At 50.7% G+C, this 22948-nt stretch carries 22 protein-coding genes; 11 read left to right on the top strand and 11 right to left on the bottom strand.

Annotated elements, in window-relative coordinates:
• The first annotated feature begins 35 nt into the window (after positions 1-35).
• Positions 36-365 carry a sulfurtransferase TusE gene (gene tusE / locus FEK46_RS05040; protein WP_000904443.1) on the top strand — a complete coding sequence of 110 codons (330 nt, stop codon included), beginning with the start codon at positions 36-38 and terminating at the stop codon, positions 363-365.
• Here tusE and yccX read toward each other — a convergent pair.
• Positions 362-640 carry an acylphosphatase gene (gene yccX, locus FEK46_RS05035; protein ID WP_000048252.1) on the bottom strand — a complete coding sequence of 93 codons (279 nt, stop codon included), beginning with the start codon at positions 638-640 and terminating at the stop codon, positions 362-364. The two genes, tusE and yccX, sit on opposite strands and share 4 nt — an antisense overlap.
• A 94-nt stretch (positions 641-734) precedes the next feature.
• Between yccX and rlmI the strand changes: the two genes are divergently transcribed.
• Together rlmI and hspQ are read left to right on the top strand one after the other, a co-directional pair.
• On the top strand, positions 735-1925 hold the full coding sequence (gene rlmI / locus FEK46_RS05030; protein WP_064528417.1) for a 23S rRNA (cytosine(1962)-C(5))-methyltransferase RlmI: 1191 nt from the start codon (positions 735-737) through the stop codon (positions 1923-1925).
• 57 nt (positions 1926-1982) lie between these two features.
• Positions 1983-2300, top strand: a complete 318-nt coding sequence (gene hspQ / locus FEK46_RS05025) for a heat shock protein HspQ (RefSeq protein WP_001295356.1) — start codon at positions 1983-1985, stop codon at positions 2298-2300.
• Positions 2301-2344: 44 nt separating this feature from the next.
• Here the strand turns inward: hspQ and FEK46_RS05020 are convergent, their stop codons facing one another.
• Entirely contained in the window at positions 2345-2758 is a 414-nt protein-coding gene (locus FEK46_RS05020) for a CoA-binding protein (protein WP_064528416.1), read from the bottom strand.
• Between the two features lie 172 nt (positions 2759-2930).
• Between FEK46_RS05020 and FEK46_RS05015 the strand changes: the two genes are divergently transcribed.
• The gene (locus tag FEK46_RS05015; RefSeq protein WP_130205387.1) at positions 2931-3593 is read left to right on the top strand and encodes a DUF2057 family protein; all 663 of its coding nucleotides are present in this window, start codon (positions 2931-2933) and stop codon (positions 3591-3593) included.
• 95 nt (positions 3594-3688) lie between these two features.
• Entirely contained in the window at positions 3689-4147 is a 459-nt protein-coding gene (gene mgsA / locus FEK46_RS05010; RefSeq protein ID WP_064528411.1) for a methylglyoxal synthase, read from the top strand.
• Positions 4148-4178: 31 nt separating this feature from the next.
• Here mgsA and helD read toward each other — a convergent pair whose 3' ends face one another.
• Entirely contained in the window at positions 4179-6233 is a 2055-nt protein-coding gene (helD, locus tag FEK46_RS05005; RefSeq protein WP_131162342.1) for a DNA helicase IV, read from the bottom strand.
• 122 nt (positions 6234-6355) lie between these two features.
• On the opposite strand from helD, the gene FEK46_RS05000 reads away from it, so the two are divergent.
• Together FEK46_RS05000 and yccS are read left to right on the top strand one after the other, a co-directional pair.
• Positions 6356-6802, top strand: a complete 447-nt coding sequence (locus tag FEK46_RS05000; protein ID WP_032161476.1) for a YccF domain-containing protein — start codon at positions 6356-6358, stop codon at positions 6800-6802.
• 9 nt (positions 6803-6811) lie between these two features.
• Positions 6812-8974, top strand: coding sequence for a YccS family putative transporter (yccS, locus tag FEK46_RS04995; RefSeq protein ID WP_130205383.1), 2163 nt, complete (start codon positions 6812-6814; stop codon positions 8972-8974).
• Here yccS and sxy read toward each other — a convergent pair.
• A complete protein-coding gene (sxy, locus tag FEK46_RS04990; protein WP_130205381.1) occupies positions 8937-9566 on the bottom strand; it encodes a CRP-S regulon transcriptional coactivator Sxy in 630 nt (209 codons plus the stop codon). The two genes, yccS and sxy, sit on opposite strands and share 38 nt — an antisense overlap.
• Before the next feature lie 217 nt (positions 9567-9783).
• Here sxy and sulA point away from each other — a divergent pair, with 217 nt between their 5' ends.
• Positions 9784-10293, top strand: coding sequence for an SOS-induced cell division inhibitor SulA (gene sulA / locus FEK46_RS04985; protein ID WP_064528402.1), 510 nt, complete (start codon positions 9784-9786; stop codon positions 10291-10293).
• Between the two features lie 356 nt (positions 10294-10649).
• Complete coding sequence (gene ompA / locus FEK46_RS04980; RefSeq protein ID WP_064528817.1) at positions 10650-11702, top strand: porin OmpA; 1053 nt, start codon at positions 10650-10652, stop codon at positions 11700-11702.
• Between the two features lie 74 nt (positions 11703-11776).
• Here the strand turns inward: ompA and matP are convergent, their stop codons facing one another.
• Positions 11777-12229, bottom strand: coding sequence for a macrodomain Ter protein MatP (gene matP / locus FEK46_RS04975; protein ID WP_064528401.1), 453 nt, complete (start codon positions 12227-12229; stop codon positions 11777-11779).
• A gap of 185 nt (positions 12230-12414) precedes the next feature.
• Here matP and FEK46_RS04970 point away from each other — a divergent pair, with 185 nt between their 5' ends.
• A complete protein-coding gene (locus tag FEK46_RS04970) occupies positions 12415-14175 on the top strand; it encodes a Lon protease family protein (protein ID WP_135493635.1) in 1761 nt (586 codons plus the stop codon).
• Positions 14176-14243: 68 nt separating this feature from the next.
• The gene (gene fabA, locus FEK46_RS04965) at positions 14244-14762 is read left to right on the top strand and encodes a bifunctional 3-hydroxydecanoyl-ACP dehydratase/trans-2-decenoyl-ACP isomerase (RefSeq protein ID WP_000227926.1); all 519 of its coding nucleotides are present in this window, start codon (positions 14244-14246) and stop codon (positions 14760-14762) included.
• 69 nt (positions 14763-14831) lie between these two features.
• Here fabA and rmf read toward each other — a convergent pair whose 3' ends face one another.
• The 6 genes from rmf to rlmKL form a co-directional block, all read right to left on the bottom strand.
• On the bottom strand, positions 14832-14999 hold the full coding sequence (gene rmf / locus FEK46_RS04960) for a ribosome modulation factor (RefSeq protein WP_000828648.1): 168 nt from the start codon (positions 14997-14999) through the stop codon (positions 14832-14834).
• Between the two features lie 255 nt (positions 15000-15254).
• On the bottom strand, positions 15255-15818 hold the full coding sequence (gene pqiC, locus FEK46_RS04955; RefSeq protein ID WP_130222099.1) for a membrane integrity-associated transporter subunit PqiC: 564 nt from the start codon (positions 15816-15818) through the stop codon (positions 15255-15257).
• The gene (gene pqiB / locus FEK46_RS04950) at positions 15815-17455 is read right to left on the bottom strand and encodes an intermembrane transport protein PqiB (RefSeq protein WP_130205377.1); all 1641 of its coding nucleotides are present in this window, start codon (positions 17453-17455) and stop codon (positions 15815-15817) included. The genes pqiC and pqiB overlap by 4 nt, the downstream gene beginning before the upstream one ends.
• A 4-nt stretch (positions 17456-17459) precedes the next feature.
• A complete protein-coding gene (gene pqiA / locus FEK46_RS04945; RefSeq protein WP_130260790.1) occupies positions 17460-18713 on the bottom strand; it encodes a membrane integrity-associated transporter subunit PqiA in 1254 nt (417 codons plus the stop codon).
• A 204-nt stretch (positions 18714-18917) separates the two neighbouring features.
• Entirely contained in the window at positions 18918-20825 is a 1908-nt protein-coding gene (locus FEK46_RS04940) for an ABC transporter ATP-binding protein (RefSeq protein ID WP_130260789.1), read from the bottom strand.
• Positions 20826-20836: 11 nt separating this feature from the next.
• A complete protein-coding gene (rlmKL, locus tag FEK46_RS04935) occupies positions 20837-22945 on the bottom strand; it encodes a bifunctional 23S rRNA (guanine(2069)-N(7))-methyltransferase RlmK/23S rRNA (guanine(2445)-N(2))-methyltransferase RlmL (RefSeq protein WP_135559679.1) in 2109 nt (702 codons plus the stop codon).
• Positions 22946-22948 lie beyond the last annotated feature (3 nt).

Here is a 22948-nt window from a genome sequence, read left to right as displayed (position 1 = left end):
CACTGCCGCCAGTCTGACTAAGGTAGTAAATAATTATGCTGATCTTCGAAGGTAAAGAGATAGAAACCGATACCGAAGGCTATCTCAAAGAGAGTAGCCAGTGGAGCGAACCACTGGCGGTGGTCATTGCAGAGAACGAAGGTATTACACTGTCGCCAGAACACTGGGAGGTGGTGCGTTTTGTGCGTGACTTCTACCTGGAATTTAATACCTCTCCGGCAATTCGTATGCTGGTTAAAGCGATGGCGAATAAATTTGGTGAAGAGAAAGGCAATAGCCGTTATCTGTACCGACTGTTCCCGAAAGGCCCGGCAAAGCAAGCCACCAAAATTGCTGGCCTGCCTAAACCGGTGAAATGCATTTAACGAATACGAAAATCCGTTAACTCCCCGGAGGGATGATGCGGCTCGCTAAGCACCCGTTCCACACGCGCTGAACGCGGGCCGCCGCTTTTTAACCACTGCATTAATTTTTCCACCTGCCCTTCTTCACCGCAGGCAACGACTTCCACGCTGCCATCGTCAAGATTTTTGGCGTAACCGGTTAATCCCAATCTTTTCGCTTCGTACTGGGTGGTATAGCGAAATCCTACCCCCTGAACCCGGCCGTATACCCAGGCAATTATGCAGACTTTCGACATGACTGCTCCCCTTATCCTTAATGGACGCGTTGCAAATCCATGGAAAACTCCGGACAATAGCGCCCATTTCTTTGCATCGACAGAATAGTTAATTATGAGTGTACGTTTAGTGTTAGCCAAAGGGCGCGAAAAATCATTACTTCGTCGCCATCCGTGGGTCTTTTCCGGCGCCGTTGCCCGAATGGAAGGTAAAGCCAGCCTCGGAGAAACCATCGATATTGTTGATCATCAGGGAAAATGGTTAGCACGCGGCGCTTATTCGCCAGCATCGCAAATCCGTGCGCGCGTCTGGACGTTTGACCCGTCAGAATCCATCGACATTGCCTTTTTTACTCGCCGTTTACAACAGGCGCAAAAGTGGCGCGACTGGCTGGCGAAAAAAGATGGCCTCGACAGCTATCGTTTAATCGCTGGCGAATCTGATGGCCTGCCTGGCATTACTATCGACCGCTTCGGCAATTTTCTGGTGCTGCAACTGCTGAGTGCTGGCGCAGAGTATCAGCGCGCGGCATTAATTAGCGCCCTGCAAACGCTCTATCCGGAGTGCGCAATTTACGACCGCAGCGACGTTGCTGTACGTAAAAAAGAAGGTATGGAGCTGACCCAGGGCCCCGTTACCGGCGAGCTGCCGCCTGCCCTGCTGCCGATTGAAGAACACGGTATGAAGCTGCTGGTGGACATTCAACACGGCCACAAAACGGGCTACTACTTGGATCAGCGTGACAGCCGCCTGGCTACCCGCCGCTACGTTGAAAATAAGCGCGTACTCAACTGTTTCTCCTATACCGGTGGTTTCGCCGTCTCGGCATTAATGGGTGGATGCAGCCAGGTAGTCAGTGTCGATACTTCGCAGGAAGCCCTGGATATCGCGCGGCAGAACGTTGAGCTGAACAAGCTGGATCTGAGCAAGGCTGAGTTTGTCCGTGATGACGTCTTTAAATTGCTGCGTACCTATCGCGATCGCGGTGAAAAATTTGACGTTATCGTGATGGACCCACCGAAGTTTGTTGAGAATAAAAGCCAGTTGATGGGCGCATGCCGTGGCTATAAAGACATCAACATGCTGGCCATTCAGCTGTTGAATGAAGGCGGAGTTCTCCTGACTTTCTCATGTTCTGGCCTGATGACCAGCGATTTATTTCAGAAAATCATCGCTGACGCCGCAATTGATGCCGGTCGTGATGTACAATTTATAGAGCAGTTCCGTCAGGCCGCCGATCACCCGGTGATCGCTACCTACCCGGAAGGGCTATATCTGAAAGGGTTTGCCTGTCGCGTCATGTAACTTGAAAAGTGAAATTTTGCCCATATATCAAAGGTAAAGATTTCCCGGGAGGTGACTATGATTGCCAGCAAATTCGGTATCGGCCAGCAGGTCCGCCATTCCCTGTTAGGTTATCTCGGAGTGGTCGTGGATATCGACCCGGTTTACTCGCTCTCTGAACCGTCGCCTGATGAGCTGGCGGTGAATGACGAGCTTCGCGCCGCTCCGTGGTATCACGTGGTGATGGAGGATGACAACGGCCTACCGGTTCATACCTACCTGGCTGAAGCCCAGCTAAGTAGCGAATTGCAGGATGAACATCCAGAGCAACCGTCAATGGATGAGCTAGCGCAGACTATCCGCAAACAACTCCAGGCGCCGCGTCTGCGTAACTAATCCTCATAAACATGCCCGGAAGGTTTTCGCCTTCCGGGTATTTTTTATTTCGCCAGGCCCAGACGAGGGATCTCAATCGCCGGGCAGCGATCCATCACCACGTTTAGCCCTGCATCACGCGCCAGCACTGCCGCCTGTTCATTTATAACACCCAGTTGCATCCATAAGGTTTTCGCACCAATAGCGATCGCCTCCTGCGCCACGCCCCATGCTGCTTCTGAATTACGGAAAACATCGACCATATCCACTTTTTCCGGAACCTCCGCCAGCGTGCCGTAACCTTGCTGGCCTAACAGCGTTTTACCGGCGACCTTTGGGGAGACGGGAATAACGTGATAGCCCTGATCGAGCAGATACTTCATTACGCGATAACTTGGACGATCGGGTTTGTCACTTGCTCCCACCAGCGCAATGGTGCGAGTGGACGTTAAAATGCCTGCAATATCGGTTTCTTTCATCATTTCCTCCAGACTATTTACCAAAGTGTACGACAATCCCGACATGCCAACCATGTAGCTACTACGAATGTATGAGAGCAAAAGCAGAAAACATGTCTATATGTTAGTAAGTATGATTAAAGAAAAATTTTGATACATTATTAGTCGGGCGGTCTTTGGACAGGAGCTACCTATGAAAACCGGCATTATGACCACCTTGATTGCACTGTGTTTGCCGGTATCCGTTTTTGCCACCACACTGCGGCTATCCAGCGATGTTGATCTCCTGATACTCGACGGCAAAAAGGTTTCCAGTTCTCTGCTTCGCGGTGCTGATAGCATCGAACTGGATAATGGACCACATCAGTTAGTGTTTCGCGTTGAAAAGACAATCCATCTTTCCAGTAACGAAGAACGACTTTATATCTCCCCGCCGCTGGTCGTTAGCTTTAATACCCAGCTCATTAGTCAGGTGAATTTTCGTCTCCCTCGCCTGGAGAATGAACGAGAAGCGAACCATTTTGACGCAGCGCCGAACCTTGAATTGTTAGATGGCGATGCGACGCCGATTCCGGTGAAGCTGGATATTCTCGCCATTACCTCTGCCGGGAAAACAATCGATTATGAGCTGGAAGTCGAACGCTATAACAAATCCGCAAAACGCGCTTCGCTACCGCAATTTGCCACTATGATGGCGGACGACAGTACACTGCTCTCCGGCGTTTCGGAACTGGATGCGATTCCTCCGCAGTCACAGGTGCTCACTGAACAACGGCTGAAGTATTGGTTTAAACTGGCTGACCCACAAACGCGTAATAACTTTCTGCAATGGGCGGAAAAACAACCTTCTTCCTGAGATTTTTGTGCCTGTGCGCAGGCTTTTTCAGTCTTTATCTTGCAGCGATAAGTGCTTACAGTAGTCTGTAGGAAAGTTAACTACGGATGTAAATTATGGAACTGACAACTCGCACAATGGCGGCGCGTAAACATATTGCGCTGGTGGCACATGATCACTGCAAGCAAATGCTCATGAGCTGGGTGGAACGGCATCAGCCGCTTCTGGAGCAGCACGAACTTTATGCAACGGGCACCACGGGTAACTTAATTTCCCGCGCGACAGGAATGAACGTCAACGCGATGCTGAGCGGCCCGATGGGCGGCGATCAGCAGGTTGGCGCATTGATCTCAGAAGGGAAAATTGATGTGCTGATTTTCTTCTGGGACCCGCTGAATGCTGTACCACACGACCCCGACGTGAAAGCGTTGCTGCGTCTGGCGACGGTGTGGAACATTCCGGTCGCCACCAACGTAGCAACGGCTGATTTCATCATCCAGTCACCACATTTCAACGACGCTGTAGATATTCTGATCCCGGATTATCAACGTTATCTCGCAGAACGCCTGAAGTAAGTTCGCACAGGCGGCACTCGCCGCCTGTTTCTTACGGTTTCCTTGCTACCGGTACATCCAGTTTTTTCAGGTCGTCCACAAAGGGAGAAGGATTCTCTTTGCTGAACAGTACCCAAACCCGATGCCGTGCGCGAGTGAGCGCAACGTACATTAATCGCCGTTCTTCGGCGTCCGGATAGTCCTCTACTGGCGGCAGTAGCGCCTCTTCCATAATGGACTCACGCGCCACAGCCGGGAAGCCATCACTCCCCTCCTGCAAACCAACGATGATGACGTAGTCGGCCTGTTGCCCTTTGCTGGCATGAATGGTCATAAAGTCGATTTGCAGCTTCGGCCAGCGCGTCGTGGCTTTATCCAGAGTAACGGGCTTCAGATGATGGTAACGCGCCAGTACCAGAATGCGCTCTTCGGGTTTGACATAACCAGATAGCTTGTCCAGTAAAGCGTCAAGCTGACTCTCATCCAACAAGGTGACGGCTTTTTTGTCACCATTCGTTAAGCTATTCAGCGGTTTTTTCAACTGATTAGGGTTCTGCTGAATAAAACGGTTTGCCACCTCTCCGATACGGCTATTGAAACGGTAAGTCGTGTCTAAATCACAGCGATCGCCTTCACCGAAGTTTTCATGGAAGGCCGTGGTGAGCGACATTTGCGCGCCGCTGAAGCGGTAAATAGCCTGCCAGTCATCGCCAACGGCAAACAACGTTGTCTGACTATTTTGTTTACGCAATGCTGCCAGCAAGGCCGCTCGCTGTGGGGAGATGTCCTGGAATTCATCAACCAGAATATGTTTCCACGGGCTGATAAACCGCCCTTTCTCAAGGATAGCAATCGCCTGATGAATCAGACCTGAAAAATCGACAGCGTTTTCCGCTTTCAGCGCACCTTTCCAGGCTTTCAGCAACGGTGCCATCAATTTGATTCGTTTACTGAACAGTTCCCGAATCTCTTCTGGCGCACTGGCAATCATTTCAGCCTGCGCGCCACCGTGCATCCGCATCAGACTGACCCAGCGATCGAGGCGAGATGCGAGACGACGCTGCAATTTGTCATCATCCCAGAAGTTGCCTTCTGGCACTGACCACTGCAGTTCTTCCATCAACCATTGTCGCCAGCCCTTCGCCTGTGCTTTCTTTTCACTACACTGCTTACGCCACTCAGCAATAAAGAGTTCATGGCGGGCTGCGGTGTCATTTTCCAGGTTGCTGACTGTCGGTACTTTTTTGCTACCTTGCTGAATAATATGCAGGGCCAGAGAATGAAACGTGCGCGCGGCAATCTCTTCGGTATGCAGCCGTTCGCGGATCCGCTCGTCCATCTCTTCCGCCGCTTTTCGACCAAACGCCAGCAATAAAATTTGCTCGGGTGATGCTTCACCACGCGCCAATAACCAGCCAGCGCGCGCCACCAGCACAGACGTTTTACCGCTTCCTGCGCCAGCCAGCACTAACAGGGAATGCTCACCATTAACCACCGCCCGGGCCTGCGCCGGATTAAGCGGTGAAGACTCAACCTGACGGAAAAAATCCGCATATTCGTTAAGCATGGTTTCGGTATACGCCTGATTATGCTGCAACCGACTGCCTTCAATATCTTTCAGCCAGGCCTGACATTTGCGCCACGCCTCACGACAGTTATCAAATTCCTCCAGGCGATTAACCGGTAATGGCAACGCTGACAAAGCCTGACGAATTTGTTGCTGTACCCCAGTGGTTTGCTCCCGCGTCAGCCATTTATTTTCTCCAGTGCGTGCAGCAATAAGATCCAGTTGTTGCTGCAATACGCCAGCGGCAATTTCGCTCATTTCCTCGCTCCAGCGCCGCCAGTGAGCATCAAGATGATGGTGAAAACGCTGCGTCTCTGCCCATTCAGTGCCATGAAGACGCACGACTTTTTCATCAGGCAATACAAATTCCAGCTCACCCCATACCAAACCACGTTTGCAGTGAATAGCCAGTAATTGATTGAAAGGAATAAGGTATTCGTGGCGATCGCCGGAAACTTTTATCCCGGCATTGAGGATCACCGCCCGATCGTAAGGGTGCTGTGCCAGACGTTTGCCAAGAGTTGTCGCTTTCAGTTCCATGTCTCTGTAGATCCACACGATGTCATTTCTTATCAGTGTAACCGCCAGAGAAAACGTGCTCCAGCCCAAAAAAACGTTACAATTGCCGCCCATTACTGAAAACCACAGTAAAGCGAGGTTTTATGCGTACCGTTTTGAACATTCTGAACTTTGTGCTTGGCGGATTCGCCACCACTCTTGGCTGGCTGTTAGCGACCCTGGTCAGTATTGTGCTGATTTTCACCTTACCGCTGACACGGTCCTGCTGGGAGATAACCAAACTGTCTCTGCTGCCTTATGGCAATGAAGCTATTCATGTCGATGAACTAAATCCGGCAGGCAAAAATGTGCTGCTTAACACTGGCGGTACGGTGCTGAATATTTTCTGGCTGGTTTTTTTCGGCTGGTGGCTATGTCTGATGCATATCGCAACAGGTATCGCGCAATGCATTTCCATCATTGGTATTCCGGTTGGTATTGCGAACTTTAAAATTGCCGCTATTGCTCTGTGGCCGGTCGGACGCCGCGTGGTATCGGTAGAAACAGCTCAAGCTGCGCGTGAAGCCAATGCACGTCGCCGTTTCCAATAATCCAACATTATGGCCTTTATGCTAAGTCCTTTGCTCAAACGCTATACCTGGAACAGCACCTGGCTGTATTACGCGCGCATTTTTATCGCACTTTGCGGCACCACTGCGTTTCCGTGGTGGCTGGGTGATGTAAAACTTACGATTCCGCTGACTCTCGGAATGGTGGCGGCAGCACTGACCGATCTCGACGACCGACTGGCGGGACGTCTGCGTAATCTCATTATTACGCTGTTCTGTTTTTTTATTGCCTCGGCTTCAGTAGAGCTGTTATTTCCGTGGCCCTGGCTGTTCGCCATTGGTTTAACGCTCTCCACCAGCGGCTTCATTTTGCTCGGCGGTCTGGGTCAACGCTATGCGACCATCGCTTTCGGTGCATTGCTGATTGCCATTTACACGATGCTGGGAACCTCCCTGTATGAGCACTGGTATCAGCAGCCTATCTATCTGCTTGCTGGTGCGGTTTGGTACAACATCCTGACGCTTATTGGTCATTTGCTGTTCCCTGTCCGCCCGTTGCAGGACAACCTGGCTCGTTGTTATGAACAACTGGCGCGGTATCTGGAACTCAAGTCACGTATGTTTGATCCTGATATTGAGGATGAAAGCCAGGCACCGCTGTATGATTTGGCGCTCGCCAACGGGCAACTTATGGTGACGCTGAACCAGACGAAAATCTCGTTGCTGACCCGCTTACGCGGCGACCGCGGTCAGCGGGGAACGCGTCGTACACTACATTACTATTTTGTAGCGCAGGATATCCACGAGCGGGCAAGCTCTTCACATATTCAGTATCAAACGCTGCGAGAACATTTTCGCCACAGCGATGTGCTGTTCCGCTTCCAGCGCCTGATGTCGATGCAGGGCCAGGCTTGCCAACAATTGTCACGCTGTATTTTGCTGCGTCAGCCTTATCAGCACGATCCACATTTTGAACGCGCTTTTACGCATATTGACGCCGCACTTGAGCGGATGCGCGAAAATGGTGCGCCCGCCGATCTGCTAAAAATACTGGGATTCCTGCTGAACAATTTACGTGCCATAGATGCCCAACTGGCGACTATTGAATCAGAACAAGCCCAGGCGCTGCCCCCCAATGCAGACGAAAATGAACTCGCCGACGACAGCCCTCGCGGGTTTAGCGATATCTGGCTGCGTCTTAAACGTAACTTAACGCCGGAGTCTGCACTATTTCGCCATGCAGTGAGAATGTCGCTGGTATTGTGTGTTGGTTACGCCATCATTCAGATAACCGGAATGCATCACGGGTATTGGATCTTGCTGACAAGTCTGTTTGTCTGCCAGCCAAACTATAACGCCACGCGCCACCGTCTGAAGTTAAGGATTATTGGTACGTTGGTGGGTATTGCGATTGGTATTCCTGTGCTGTGGTTTGTTCCGTCACTGGAAGGACAACTGGTGCTGCTGGTGATTACCGGCGTGCTCTTTTTTGCCTTCCGTAACGTGCAATACGCTCATGCAACGATGTTCATTACGCTTCTGGTGTTACTGTGCTTCAACCTGCTGGGTGAAGGTTTTGAAGTCGCGCTGCCTCGCGTAATCGATACGCTGATCGGCTGTGCAATAGCATGGGCGGCGGTGAGCTACATCTGGCCCGACTGGCGGTTTCGCAATCTGCCGCGAATGCTTGAACGCGCGACGGATGCTAACTGCCGTTATCTCGATGCCATTCTTGAGCAATATCATCAGGGGCGTGACAACCGTCTGGCGTATCGTATTGCCCGACGCGATGCTCACAACCGTGATGCTGAACTGGCGTCGGTGGTGTCGAATATGTCCAGTGAACCGAACGTCACACCGCAAATTCGCGATGACGCGTTCCGTTTACTGTGCCTTAACCATACTTTTACCAGCTATATTTCTGCCCTCGGCGCACACCGCGAGCAGTTAACCAACCCTGAAATTCTGGCGTTTCTTGATGACGCAGTTTGCTATGTTGATGACGCGCTACATCATCAACCTGCCGATGAAGAACGCGTCAATCAGGCATTAGCTGGCCTGAAACAGCGGATGCAACAACTTGAACCGCGGGCAGACAGCAAAGAACCTCTGGTCGTACAGCAAATCGGGTTACTGATTGCATTACTGCCAGAAATTGGCCGTCTGCAACGCCGGATTACTCAAGTTCCTCAGGAAACTCCTGTTTCGGTGTAATAGAATCTGCCCATTCTGCAAGCTCCTGGCGGCGTGCCACCGGGAGCGCAGCTTCATGAATACCGATAATTGCGCCTTCAAGCATGAACAGAATCTTTTCTGTCACCAGACTGTTATGCTGCCGTAGTCGCAACCAGCACATTTTCGCCCCAAGTATACGTAGCGCCCGAACATCCTTAATCCCCACTTCCCCGAGAATCGCTTCCAGGTGATAAGACATATTGGGCAAATCTTTCAGCCGTTGCTGGGTGTCGCGCGTACTTTTCTCTTTAAGCGCAGCGTCCAGCGAATATTTCGACAACCGCACCAACTTCTGTTGATTCCGCCATAAGCTTTCATCAACCCGGTAGTAATTGAGAGTAACGGGACGGCCACACTTTTTGTATGTCAGCCAGACTGGTGGATGTTTTACACAGTACTGTGCGCTTTGCTCACAAGCCCGAAGATACAACTCACCATCAGAAACCATCGCAAACACTGTATCGTCAACGGTCAGACTGTAACTGCCAAACAACGATCGATATTCAATAGTGCCTAACGTCGACAGGTATTCTTGTGACTTATAGATCCGCTTGTAGGAGAGGCTTTTCATAAAATTCCTTTTAAAATCATAATATAAAAGAATGATTCACATTAACGGATCCGTTAAATACGAAAATAGGCAACTTATTCTCAAGGGGCAAGATTAATTTAAGTTTTCAGGTCACCAACGACAAAAATTGCGAGGCTCTTTCCGAAATTTGTGTTGATCTTTGTTGTCACTGGATGTACTGTATATCCATACAGTAACTCACAGGGCTGGATTGATTATGTACACTTCAGGCTACGCAAATCGTTCTTCGATGTTCTCCTCCACTGCAAGCAAAATTGCGCGTGTCTCTACGGAAAACACTACAGCCGGGCTAATTAGTGAAGTTGTCTATCGCGAAGATCAGCCCATGATGACGCAACTCCTGCTTTTGCCATTATTACAGCAACTCGGCCAACAATCGCGTTGGCAACTTTGGTTAACGCCGCAACAAAAACTAAGTCGTGAATGGGTTCAGGCAGCGGGACTACCCTTAACTAAGGTGATGCAGATAAGCCAGCTTTCCCCTTGTCACACCGTGGAATCAATGGTTCGTGCTTTGCGTACGGGAAATTACAGCGTAGTGATCGGTTGGTTGGCAGACGATCTGACAGAAGAAGAGCATGCTGATCTTGTTGATGCCGCCAATGAAGGTAACGCAATGGGGTTTATTATGCGTCCAGTAAGCACACACTCTCACGCCACGAGACAACTTTCTGGGCTAAAAATTCACTCAAATTTGTATCATTAAGTAAATTTAGGATTAATCCTGGAACTTTTTTTGTTAACCCGTAGACGCTTTCACTTGTCACTAATTTTACTTGTGGAGGCTTGTCTGAAGCGGTTTCCGCGATTTTATCCTGTAAAGTATCGTTAACAAAAAAGGTTAAACGCACCTTATACAAGTCTTTTTTTTCATATGCCTGACGGAGTTCACACTTGTAAGTTTTCAACTACGTTGTAGACTTTACATCGCCAGGGGTGCTCGGCATAAGCCGAATTTATCGGCAGAGTTACAATTGAGCAGATCCCCCGGTGAAGGATTTAACCGTGTTATCTCGTTGGAGATATTCATGGCGTATTTTGGATGATAACGAGGCGCAAAAAATGAAAAAGACAGCTATCGCGATTGCAGTGGCACTGGCTGGTTTCGCTACCGTAGCGCAGGCCGCTCCGAAAGATAACACCTGGTACACCGGTGCTAAACTGGGCTGGTCCCAGTACCATGACACTGGTTTCATTCCTAACAATGGTCCGACCCACGAAAACCAACTGGGTGCAGGTGCTTTTGGTGGTTACCAGGTTAACCCGTATGTTGGCTTTGAAATGGGTTACGACTGGTTAGGTCGTATGCCGTACAAAGGCGACAACATCAACGGCGCATACAAAGCTCAGGGCGTTCAGCTGACCGCTAAACTGGGTTACCCAATCACTGACGATCTGGACATCTACACTCGTCTGGGTGGTATGGTATGGCGCGCAGACACCAAGGCTAACGTACCTGGTGGCCCATCCTTTAAAGACCACGACACCGGCGTTTCTCCGGTATTCGCAGGCGGTGTTGAATACGCGATCACTCCAGAAATCGCTACCCGTCTGGAATATCAGTGGACCAACAACATCGGTGACGCTAACACCATCGGTACTCGTCCGGACAACGGTCTGCTGAGCCTGGGTGTTTCCTACCGTTTCGGTCAGGGCGAAGCAGCTCCAGTAGTTGCTCCGGCTCCAGCTCCGGCACCGGAAGTACAGACCAAGCACTTCACTCTGAAGTCTGACGTTCTGTTCAACTTCAACAAAGCAACCCTGAAACCGGAAGGTCAGGCTGCTCTGGATCAGCTGTACAGCCAGCTGAGCAACCTGGATCCGAAAGACGGTTCCGTAGTTGTTCTGGGTTACACTGACCGCATCGGTTCTGACGCTTACAACCAGGGTCTGTCCGAGCGTCGTGCTCAGTCCGTCGTTGATTACCTGATCTCCAAAGGTATCCCGTCTGACAAGATCTCCGCACGTGGTATGGGCGAATCCAACCCGGTTACTGGCAACACCTGTGACAACGTGAAACAGCGTGCTGCTCTGATCGACTGCCTGGCTCCGGATCGTCGCGTAGAGATCGAAGTTAAAGGCATCAAAGACGTTGTAACTCAGCCGCAGGCTTAAGTTCTCGTCTAATAAAAAACCCCGCTACTGCGGGGTTTTTTTTCATCTGTAGTAAAGTAAATGACCTTCGCCAGTTATTCCTTACCAAGTAATGCCTGCAAATCCTGCTTCAAAGAAGACATTTTATTCGCATACTTCTCTTTGTTTTCCGCATCTTCAATCAGCTGGACAATCGTTTCGGATAGCGTTTTACCACGACGTTGCGCAAGCCCTGCTAACCGTTGCCAGACAATAAATTCCAGATCGATAGATTTCTTGCGCGTATGCTGATGCTCCGCATTAAAGTGCCGTTTTCGTCTGGCCCGAATCGTCTGTTTCATGCGATTAAGCAGCTCTGGATTCATATGTTTTTCAATCCAGCCATTTACGAGTACAGGTTCGTTCTCCAGCGATAGCAACACATCGACGGCTTCCTGGGCGGCACTGGCCTCTATGTAACGGGTGATCAACTCACCTTCACGGTGCTTCTTCACCAGATATTTCCATTTCCAACCACTTTCAAGATTTTCAAGTTGTTGATATTTCATAGCGATCTCAATGTTACCGTGTAACTCTTTACAGAATATCAGCTTTTTACCTGCGTGATGAAAAGAATCTCTGTCCTGTGAGCTTTAACGCGCATGCCGGGACTTTTGTCGGTGCTTTCTACGTGTGCTGCAGTGCCGGTTACGGTATAATCGCGCCTTTGACAACAGACTAAAAAACATCGACTTTGACCATTACGAAACTTGCATGGCGTGACCTGATTCCTGATACCGAAAGCTATCAGGAAGTATTCGCACAGCCACATTTGATTGACGAAAACGATCCTTTATTCAGTGACACTCAACCGCGACTGCAATTTGCGCTTGAGCAGTTGCTGCACGCGCGGGCATCATCCTCTTTTATACTGGCAAAAGCGCCGGAAGAATCCGATTATCTAAATCTTATAGCCGATGCTGCACGCACGCTACAAAGCGATGCAGGCCAACTGATGGGCGCTCACTATGAGATTTCCGGCCACACCATACGCTTACGGAACGCAGTTAGCACTGATGATAATTTTGCGACCTTAACCCAGGTTGTTACTGCTGACTGGGCTGAAGCCGAACAGCTTTTTGGCTGTTTGCGCCAGTTTAATGGCGACATTACCTTGCAGCCAGGACTGGTACATCAGGCCAATGGCGGCATTTTGATTATCTCCTTGCGTACACTGCTGGCCCAGCCATTGCTGTGGATGCGTCTGAAGAACATCGTCAACCGCGAACGCTTCGATTGGGTAGCATTTGATGAGTCGCGCCCTCTCCCCGTCTCTGTACCTTCAATGCCATTGAAGCTGAAAGTCATTCTGGTAGGCGAACGCGATTCATTGGCCGATTTCCAGGAGATGGAGCCAGAACTGTCTGAACAAGCGATCTATAGCGAATTTGAAGATACTCTGCAGATAGTCGATGCCGAATCCGTACGCCAGTGGTGTCGCTGGGTGACGTTTATTGCCAGACTTAACCACTTGCCAGCGCCAGGTGCCGACGCCTGGCCGGTGCTTATCCGCGAAGCAGTACGCTATACCGGTGAGCAAGAAACGCTGCCCCTTAGTCCGCAGTGGATCCTCCGCCAGTGTAAAGAGGTCGCTTCATTGTGCGAAGGTGATACCTTCTCTGGCGAGCAGCTAAACTTAATGCTACAGCAGCGGGAATGGCGCGAAGGTTTCCTCGCCGAGCGCATGCAGGATGAAATCCTTCAAGAGCAGATCCTGATTGAAACCGAAGGTGAACGCATCGGGCAAATTAACGCCCTTTCGGTCATTGAATTTCCAGGCCATCCACGCGCATTTGGCGAACCTTCTCGCATTAGCTGCGTTGTGCATATTGGCGATGGTGAATTCACCGACATCGAACGAAAAGCGGAGCTTGGCGGCAACATTCACGCTAAAGGGATGATGATCATGCAGGCGTTTTTGATGTCGGAACTTCAGCTTGAGCAACAGATCCCATTCTCGGCGTCACTGACCTTTGAGCAATCTTACAGTGAAGTGGATGGTGACAGCGCATCAATGGCCGAGCTCTGCGCTCTGATCAGCGCCCTTGCTGATGTCCCGGTGAATCAGAGTATCGCCATTACAGGTTCAGTGGATCAGTTTGGTCGCGCCCAGCCTGTGGGCGGTCTGAATGAGAAAATCGAAGGCTTCTTTGCTATCTGCCAGCAGCGTGGGTTAAGTGGGAAGCAAGGTGTGATTATCCCCAGCGCTAACGTTCGCCATTTAAGTCTCCACAGTGAACTGGTGAAGGCGGTAGAGGAAGGCAGATTCACCATCTGGGCAGTGGACGATGTGACTGATGCACTGCCGTTATTATTAAATCTGGTGTGGGATGGCGAAGGCCAGACGACGCTGATGCAAACTATCCAGGAACGTATCGCACAAGCATCGCAACAGGAAGGGCGTCACCGTTTTCCGTGGCCACTACGTTGGCTGAACTGGTTTATTCCGAACTGATCGGACTTGTTCAGCGTACACGTGTTAGCTATCCTGCGTGCTTCAATAAAATAAGGCTTACAGAGAACATGGTAGATAAACGCGAATCCTATACAAAAGAAGACCTTCTTGCCTCTGGTCGCGGTGAACTGTTTGGTGCTAAAGGCCCACAATTGCCAGCACCGAACATGCTGATGATGGACCGTGTGGTCAAAATGACCGAAACGGGTGGTAACTTCGACAAAGGGTATGTAGAAGCAGAGCTGGATATTAATCCGGACCTGTGGTTCTTCGGTTGCCACTTCATCGGCGATCCGGTAATGCCGGGCTGCCTTGGCCTGGACGCGATGTGGCAGCTGGTAGGATTCTACCTCGGCTGGCTGGGCGGCGAAGGTAAAGGCCGCGCCCTGGGCGTTGGCGAAGTGAAATTCACAGGCCAGGTGCTGCCGACGGCGAAAAAAGTGACCTATCGTATTCACTTTAAACGCATTGTTAACCGTCGTCTCATTATGGGCCTGGCGGATGGCGAAGTGCTGGTTGATGGTCGTTTGATCTATACCGCCAACGACCTGAAAGTAGGTCTGTTCCAGGATACGTCTGCATTCTGATTTTAATCAGACAGAGTATAAAAAGGCGAAACCTCCGCAATGCGGAGGTTTCTTTTTAAAGAGACAGAATCAGGCCATTACTACCCTGTCCGCCATGGCTTCTCGCCAGCCTCCCAGCCATTGTGACCTTTGATTCAGCGTCTGATAGGGACACATTTCTTTTGAGCGTCCGGCGATGCCGGCCTGATAACCACGTTGATGTGCCCGTTCCAGGCGATCTCGTTTTTGTCTCTTCATGCCTCGTTTCCCTCATACTGGTTTCTGGTGGAAAAGAAAACAGTGATTACTAAATGTGCAATCACAGTTAAGCAATACCGCGAATCATAACTGCCGTCAATGCGCAAAATTCACGCCACTGCCATATTTGTGAGCTACACGGGCATGTCGGTTGTACAAAAAATGTGAAGCGGAACAAGTTTTCCCATGGCTTATAAACAAAAAAACCGCCTCAGGCTACATGCCGGAGACGGTTTTATTTACAAATCTTTATAATTAAGGTAGACGCTTTATCTCTTGCGCAATAGTCGCGGCTTCCTGACTCCAGACACTGGCCAGCACTTTGACCATTTCATCGTAGCCATCCTGATTCTGCACACCTTCCACACGGAACGGACGTTTTATCAGTTGTCCCTGATGGTTTAGTAGCCACTCGCCACTCACAATCACCTTACCATCGTAACGGCCATTAAACTCCGTCACTGTCACATTAAGCGTGTCCTGGGTACTTCCCAAAGGCTGGGAGGCTACGACCCAACCGGGCAGTTGCGCACTCAGGTTAGCGACCAAAGTATTGCGCAACTGTTGATCCAGCGGGCTGGCCCACAGGTTGTTATTGGCAATCACATACTTCACATCACTGGTTTGATAAACCACACCATTCCCCGCCAGATAATCAGGAACAACGACCTGCTCTACCCATAGCAGGCGGTTACCCTGGCTGGCGGTACTTTGCGTACCGCTCTGCACCACAGGCAATTGGTAATAGTTTTTGTTAATTTCACCGGAGCTGCATCCGGCCAGCCACAGTGCCGCTATCGTCACTAGCCACTTTTTCATTGTTTCGCCCTCTTCGGCTCTGGATCTTTTTTATCCTTCGCTTCAAATACCAGCGCGTTGCTCTTCTCGTTGAGCGTTTTCAGAACCGGTTGCAGTTCACGCAATACCTGATCAAGACGCTGCATATCCGCCACCATCTTGTTATAAGCTGCGGAACCCGGCTGGAAGCCCTGCATGCTACGATTCAATTCGCGCAGTGTCGACTGCATATCCGTCGGCAACTGTTGCATCGACTGACTGGCAAGGATCTTGTTCATACTATCCAGCGTAGTCTGCAGGTTTTTCATCGTGCGCTGACTTTCCGACAGCGTACTGGTCGCCTGTTCAATCATCGGGTTCAACGGCAGTTTGTTAATCTTATCCAACGCTTCCATCAGACGTTGCTGGATTTGCGCCAGACCACCGCTAACGGTCGGGATTATTTGATAGCCATTAAACTCACGCACACCGGTAATTGCCGGAGCATTTGGATAGAAGTCCAGATCGACGTACAGCGCTCCCGTGACCAGATTCCCGGTTTTCAGTGAACCGCGTAAACCGCGCTTCAGCAATTCGGCCAGGTGTTCTACCACATCAGCATTTTCACCTAGCTGCATTTTCAGTCGTTCTGGTTCAATACGCACCATGACTGGAATGCGATAATCATCGTTAAAGACCTGACGCATATTCGGCGCAAAGAATGGCACTTTGCTTACCGTACCGAGACGAATACCGCGGAATTCCACTGGCGCGCCAGGTTGCAGACCGCGTACCGAATCTTTAAAGAACATCAGATAATCAATGTGATCTGTGTACAGTGAATCCTGGATACTCTTCTGATCATCATACAAAACGAATGACGTTTTTGGCGCAACCGGCTGTCCCAAGTCCAGTCCTTCAGGCACGTCAAAGCTGACACCACCACTTAGCAACGTCGTCAATGACCCCATCTCTACGCGCATCCCCGCCGAGGTTAGATCCACCGCTATGCCGCTATCTTTCCAGAAGCGAACGTTGCTCGTTACCAGGCGGTCATAAGGCGCATTGATGAACAGTTGATAGCTGATATTACGCTTCTGAGTATCGAAGGTGCTGGTTTCAACCGACCCTACGCGATAACCACGAAACAGCACGGGATCTCCCGCCGTGAGCTGCCCAGCTTTGTTGCTGTCAAGAATGACACGGATCCCTTTGGCATCTGGTGGGGCCAACGGTGGAGAATCAAGCAAATCATATTTTGTTTGCTTGCTGCCTGCAGCCCCCGGTTGCAACTCGATATACACCCCGGAAAGCAACGTACCAAGGCCACTAATGCCTTCACGACCAATTTGTGGTTTCACTACCCAAAAGACCGTATCTTTGTGCAGCAGTTTTTCCATACCGGCGTTGAGACGCGCTTTGATTTCAACATGCGTTAAATCATCAGCCAGCGTGGCACTTTCGACCACACCGACGTCCACGCTACGACTTTTAATGGTAGTCTTGCCGCCTTCTATTCCTTCCGCATTAGCAGTGATCAGGGTAACTTCCGGCCCTTGATGACTGTAATGATAAAAAAGTACCCAAGCCCCGATCAGTGCCGTAACGATGGGAAATATCCACACAGGGGACCAGTTCTTCACTTTCTGGATTTTGGCTTCCCCACTATTAGATTCCATACTGTCAGGACTCCTCATGCTCTGGTTCAGGTTGACGATCCCACGACAAACGTGGATCAAACGTCATCGCAGAAAACATTGTCATAATGACGACTAAAGCAAACATTAATGCACCCATTGCAGGATAAATACTCATTAAGCCTCCCATACGCACCAGCGCCGAGAGCACCGCTATCACGAAAACGTCAATCATTGACCAGCGGCCTACAAACTCAACAACTTCGTAAATCAAATGCATTCTTTCACTATCACGCTTGCCGTGCCCTTTCGCATCCCAGCACAGCCAGGCTATAGCGATCATCTTTAAAGTTGGCACCATGATACTGGCTAAAAAGATGACGGCGGCAACCGGATAAGAGCCTTCGCTCCATAATAAGATGACCCCGGCGAGAATGGTCGACGGCATCTTAGAGCCTAAAAAATCGGTCACCATAATGGGTAAGATGTTCGCCGGGAGATATAACATGACCGACGTAAAAAGCAGTGCCAACGTCCATTGCAGGCTGTTTTTGCGTCGAACATATCCTTTGGTGCCACAGCGCGGACACACTGGATCATCGGCAGGAAGAATTGCCGTACAGCATGAGCAAGAGCGCAGCCCCTGGCGTATTCCCGTTATGCCCGGTTTCAGCGTCTGGTGAAGCTCTGGCATCGGGGCAATATCATCCCATAACCAGCGGCGATCAACGCACTGAAAGGCGCGTAATTGCAGCACACAAAATAAACACCAGGGAATGAAACTACTGCCCACGCCAATGCTGCCGTAAGCCATCAGTTTGACAAAACTGACCAACACACCGGCAAGGAAAATCTCCGCCATTCCCCAGGTTTTGAGCTGAAAAAGTACCCGCCCCAGTTGTTCTTTTAAACGAACTGGTATTTCCGCGCGATTAACCAACAGCAAAATAGTGATCAGGCAAAACGCGGGGACCAGTTGCACAAACAACAGGAAAAAAGTACCGAGGCTGGCATAGTCCTCGGAAAACAGTACGCCCGGGATTTCCAGCAACGTAATCTCACTGGTTACCCCCGCAACGTTCATATTGACAAAAGGGAACAGGTTGGACAGCAGCAGCATGAACAGTGCAGCCAACGCATAAGCGGTAGGACGCTGTCGAGGGGCATCCCACGCAACGGTTAACGTTGTGCCACACCGAGGACATGCCGCCTTCTGACCATGCTCAAGGTGGGGTAAAACCACCAGCATGTCACACTGCGAGCACAGGATGTGCTTCGCGGCATGATGATGTTCGCACATTGGTACTCCTTAATGATGCGCTATTCTACAGAATGCTGACATAGCACTCGCTTTTAATGCCGGATGCTGAACTACCGCATTATCCGCTCAGGGAGCTCGTGGAAACGCAATAAATTGACGTTTCCACCCAGGGCAGATAAGCGTAGCGCATCAGGCAATTTGGCCGTTATCAGCAGTCTCTCTTTTCACTTAACTGATTAGCGATCAGCCACCATTTTTTAACGCTTCAAGATACTCCCAACGTTCAAATGCCTGCTCCAGTTCCTGTTCAGCGGCAGTCAGATCAGCGAGCACTTTTTGCGTATGCTCATGTGGCTGGCTGAAGAAAGAGGCATCTGCCACCTGCGCCTGTAAGGCTTCCAGTTTTGCTTCTAAATCTTCAAGCAGTTGCGGTAACTGTTCTAATTCGCGCTGCAATTTATAGCTTAGTTTGCTACTGCTGCGTTTTACAGTTTCTGCTTTCGGCGCAGCTACTTCTTCGTTTTTTTTCACCGCAGGCTGTTTTAACGCCACATACTGTTCTTGCTGTCCGCGCGCGTCGTGATAACCGCCGACATAACGGCCAATTTTGCCGCCACCTTCGAAGATCCAGCACTCTGTTACGGTGTTATCAACAAACTGACGATCGTGACTAACCAGCAATACTGTACCCTGGTAGCTGTCGATCAGCTCTTCAAGCAGTTCCAGCGTTTCAACATCGAGATCGTTGGTCGGTTCGTCGAGGATCAGTAAGTTACTGGGTTTCAGGAACAGACGCGCCAAAAGCAGACGGTTACGTTCCCCGCCAGAAAGCGCGCGCACCGGCGTCATCGCCCGTTTCGGATGGAACAGGAAGTCCTGTAAATAGCCCAGTACATGGCGCGGTTTACCGTTAACCATCACCTCTTGCTTACCTTCAGCAAGGTTATCCATCACCGTTTTGTCGGGATCGAGTTCCGCGCGGTGCTGGTCAAAATAGGCGACTTCCAGTTTAGTGCCGACATGAATGCGTCCGCTGTCCGGCTGAAGTTGACCAAGCATCAGTTTCAGCAGCGTGGTTTTGCCGCACCCATTCGGACCAATCAGGGCAATTTTGTCGCCACGTAGAACCTGGGCAGAAAAATCTTTCACCAGTTGCTTGCCGTCAACCTGGTAGCAAACGTCTTCCATTTCGAAAACGATCTTACCGGAGCGACTGGCCTCTTCTACCTGCATCTTTGCAGTACCCATCACTTCGCGACGTTCGCCACGCTCGCGACGCATTGCTTTCAGCGCACGCACGCGGCCTTCATTACGGGTACGGCGTGCTTTGATCCCCTGGCGGATCCACACTTCTTCCTGTGCCAGTTTGCGATCGAACTCGGCATTTTGTAGTTCTTCCACGCGCAGGGCTTCTTCTTTTTCCAACAAATACTGGTCGTAATTACCCGGATAGGTGACCAATTTGCCGCGATCGAGATCGACAATACGCGTCGCCATATTGCGAATAAATGAACGGTCGTGGGAGATGAAAATAATCGTACCGCTGAACGTTTTCAGGAAACCTTCCAGCCAGTCGATGGTTTCAATATCCAGGTGGTTTGTCGGTTCGTCGAGCAGCAGCACGCGCGGATTGCTCACCAACGCGCGTCCTAATGCCGCTTTACGCAACCAGCCGCCGGAAAGCGACGACAGCGCAACGTTAGGATCTAATCCCAGCTGTGCCAGCACTTCGTTGATGCGGTTTTCCAGTTGCCACAGGTTGTGGTGATCCAACTGTTCCTGAACCTTCGCCAGTTCGTTAAGATTCTTCTCGCTCGGGTCGTTCATCACCAGGCGCGAAATATCGTGATAGCGTTTCAGGTATTCCGCTTGTTCTTCAATGCCTTCGGCAACGAAATCATAAACGCTACCCTCAACGTTACGCGGTGGATCCTGCTGCAAACGCGCAACGATCAAATCTTGCTCGTAAATAATGCGACCGTCATCCAGCCCCTGTTCACGGTTAAGGATTTTCATTAACGTCGATTTGCCTGCGCCGTTACGGCCCACCAGACAAACACGTTCGTTATCTTCGATATGCAGTTCTGCGTTATCGAGAAGCGGCGCGTCGCTGAACGACAGCCATGCGCCATGCATACTGATTAATGACATTACTATTCCTTTCAGGCTGCGGTAATCAGCCAGCAGTTGTGGATCTGGCGGTTACGGGCGAAATCCTGGGAGAGCGTTTTTTGCGTAATTTCTTGTGCTTTCAGTCCCAGTTTTGCCAGTCCGTCAAGATCCATACGGAAACCACGTTTGTTGTTCGAGAACATGATCGTCCCACCTGCACGCAGCAGACGTTTCAAATCTTTCATCAGCGCCAGATGATCGCGCTGAACATCAAACGCATCTTCCATTCGTTTTGAGTTAGAGAACGTTGGTGGATCGATAAAGATCAGATCGAACTGTTCATTAGCCTCACGTAACCACGCCAGGCAGTCGGCCTGAATCAGGCGATGCGCACGACCGGTTAAGCCGTTAAGGCGCAGGTTACGTTCTGCCCACTCCAGATAGGTACGCGACATATCCACCGTAGTGGTGCTGCGCGCGCCGCCTAATCCCGCGTGCACAGTGGCGCTACCGGTATAGGAGAACAGGTTGAGGAAATCTTTGCCTTTACTCATCTGACCGAGCATACGACGGGCGATACGGTGATCGAGGAACAAACCAGTATCAAGATAATCCGTCAGGTTCACCCACAGATGAGCGTTATATTCGGTGACTTCAAGAAACTCGCCCTTCTCGCCCAGTTTCTGGTACTGATTTTTGCCCTTCTGGCGTTCACGGGTTTTCAGCACCAGTTTGTTTGGCGCAATCCCGAGTACCGAAATGGTCGCCGCGATAATATCGAACAGACGTTGGCGCGCTTTGTGCGCATCAATGGTTTTCGGCGGCGCATACTCCTGCACCACCACCCAGTCGGCATAACGGTCAACGGCAACGTTGTATTCCGGTAGATCGGCGTCGTACAGGCGGTAGCATTCAATGCCTTCCTGACGCGCCCACTTCTCGAATTTTTTGAGGTTCTTACGCAGACGGTTGGCGTAGTCTTCTGCCACCATTGCCGGTTTGCTGTCTGGAGTGCTTTCGGCAACGTGGTAATTTTTCTGCACGCAGTCTAATGGACCGTTTTTCGCTTTGTACTGTTTGTCTGCACGCAGCTGCAGGCAACTTAACAGATCCGGCGAGGCACTGAATAAAGAGAGATTCCAGCCGCCGAACTGGTTTTTCATGATTCGGCCCAGCAGGCTATGCAGCGCAATCAGCGCCGGTTCGCTGTCCAGACGTTCGCCGTAAGGCGGGTTGCTCAACACTGTACCGTACGGTCCTTTTGGCAGCGGATTGGTCAATTGCGCGACATCTTTCACTTCAAAAGTGATCAGTTCGCCAATCCCCGCAAGACGGGCGTTGGTGCGCGCACGTTGAATCACCCGCGCATCGCTGTCGGAACCGTAGAAATGAGAGTTGTACTCAGCCAGACCTTTACGGGCGCGGGTTTGCGCTTCCGCTTTTACTTCTTGCCAGATAGCTTCATCATGTTGCGCCCAGCCGCTAAAGCCCCAACGCCCGCGGTGCAAGCCCGGTGCGCGGTCGGTCGCCAGCATCGCCGCTTCAATCAGCAACGTACCAGAACCACACATTGGATCGAGCAGCGGTATTCCTGGCTGCCAACCGGAACGCATCACAATTGCCGCCGCCAGAGTTTCTTTGATCGGCGCAATACCAGCACGATCGCGATAGCCGCGCAGATGCAAACCATCACCACTTAAATCGAGAGCGATGCTGGCGGTTTCTTTATTTAGCCACACGTTCACGCGGATATCCGGCGCATCGCGATCGACATTCGGACGCGGCAAATTCTTACGGGTGAAAGCATCAACGATCGCATCTTTGACTTTCATCGCGCCGTACTGGCTGTTGCGGATAGTGTCATTCAGACCGCTGAAGTGGACAGCAAAGGTCGCGCCAGGATTAAACATCTCTGTCCAGTTGATCGCCTGAACGCCGAGATAAAGGTCTAAGTCGCTGTAAACCTTGCACTCGCCCAGCGGCAACATAATACGTGAGGCCAGGCGACTCCACATCAGGCTCTGGTAAACAAGCCGCGTGTCGCCCTTGAAATGGACCCCACCCTGAACCACCTGGCATTCAACGGCCCCCAGGTTTTCGAGTTCAGTTTTTAACAGCTCTTCCAGCCCACGGGCCGTACTGGCAAACAGAGAATTCATATC

The organism is Escherichia sp. E4736 (genome assembly GCF_005781225.1).
Classification (GTDB): Bacteria; Pseudomonadota; Gammaproteobacteria; order Enterobacterales; family Enterobacteriaceae; genus Escherichia.
This window is presented reverse-complemented; position numbering and strand designations above follow the sequence as displayed.

Bases quoted from the DNA above. Each gene is read 5' to 3' on its own strand.
- fabA (WP_000227926.1), top strand. From the start codon at position 14,244: ATGGTAGATAAACGCGAATCCTATACAAAAGAAGACCTTCTTGCCTCT.
- FEK46_RS05020 (WP_064528416.1), bottom strand. From the start codon at position 2,758: ATGAAAGAAACCGATATTGCAGGCATTTTAACGTCCACTCGCACCATT.
- FEK46_RS05015 (WP_130205387.1), top strand. From the start codon at position 2,931: ATGAAAACCGGCATTATGACCACCTTGATTGCACTGTGTTTGCCGGTA.
- helD (WP_131162342.1), bottom strand. From the start codon at position 6,233: ATGGAACTGAAAGCGACAACTCTTGGCAAACGTCTGGCACAGCACCCT.
- pqiA (WP_130260790.1), bottom strand. From the start codon at position 18,713: ATGTGCGAACATCATCATGCCGCGAAGCACATCCTGTGCTCGCAGTGT.
- rlmKL (WP_135559679.1), bottom strand. From the start codon at position 22,945: ATGAATTCTCTGTTTGCCAGTACGGCCCGTGGGCTGGAAGAGCTGTTA.
- ompA (WP_064528817.1), top strand. From the start codon at position 10,650: ATGAAAAAGACAGCTATCGCGATTGCAGTGGCACTGGCTGGTTTCGCT.
- pqiB (WP_130205377.1), bottom strand. From the start codon at position 17,455: ATGGAATCTAATAGTGGGGAAGCCAAAATCCAGAAAGTGAAGAACTGG.
- matP (WP_064528401.1), bottom strand. From the start codon at position 12,229: ATGAAATATCAACAACTTGAAAATCTTGAAAGTGGTTGGAAATGGAAA.
- mgsA (WP_064528411.1), top strand. From the start codon at position 3,689: ATGGAACTGACAACTCGCACAATGGCGGCGCGTAAACATATTGCGCTG.
- sxy (WP_130205381.1), bottom strand. From the start codon at position 9,566: ATGAAAAGCCTCTCCTACAAGCGGATCTATAAGTCACAAGAATACCTG.
- pqiC (WP_130222099.1), bottom strand. From the start codon at position 15,818: ATGAAAAAGTGGCTAGTGACGATAGCGGCACTGTGGCTGGCCGGATGC.
- hspQ (WP_001295356.1), top strand. From the start codon at position 1,983: ATGATTGCCAGCAAATTCGGTATCGGCCAGCAGGTCCGCCATTCCCTG.
- rlmI (WP_064528417.1), top strand. From the start codon at position 735: ATGAGTGTACGTTTAGTGTTAGCCAAAGGGCGCGAAAAATCATTACTT.
- rmf (WP_000828648.1), bottom strand. From the start codon at position 14,999: ATGAAGAGACAAAAACGAGATCGCCTGGAACGGGCACATCAACGTGGT.
- sulA (WP_064528402.1), top strand. From the start codon at position 9,784: ATGTACACTTCAGGCTACGCAAATCGTTCTTCGATGTTCTCCTCCACT.
- FEK46_RS04940 (WP_130260789.1), bottom strand. From the start codon at position 20,825: ATGTCATTAATCAGTATGCATGGCGCATGGCTGTCGTTCAGCGACGCG.
- yccX (WP_000048252.1), bottom strand. From the start codon at position 640: ATGTCGAAAGTCTGCATAATTGCCTGGGTATACGGCCGGGTTCAGGGG.
- FEK46_RS05000 (WP_032161476.1), top strand. From the start codon at position 6,356: ATGCGTACCGTTTTGAACATTCTGAACTTTGTGCTTGGCGGATTCGCC.
- yccS (WP_130205383.1), top strand. From the start codon at position 6,812: ATGGCCTTTATGCTAAGTCCTTTGCTCAAACGCTATACCTGGAACAGC.
- tusE (WP_000904443.1), top strand. From the start codon at position 36: ATGCTGATCTTCGAAGGTAAAGAGATAGAAACCGATACCGAAGGCTAT.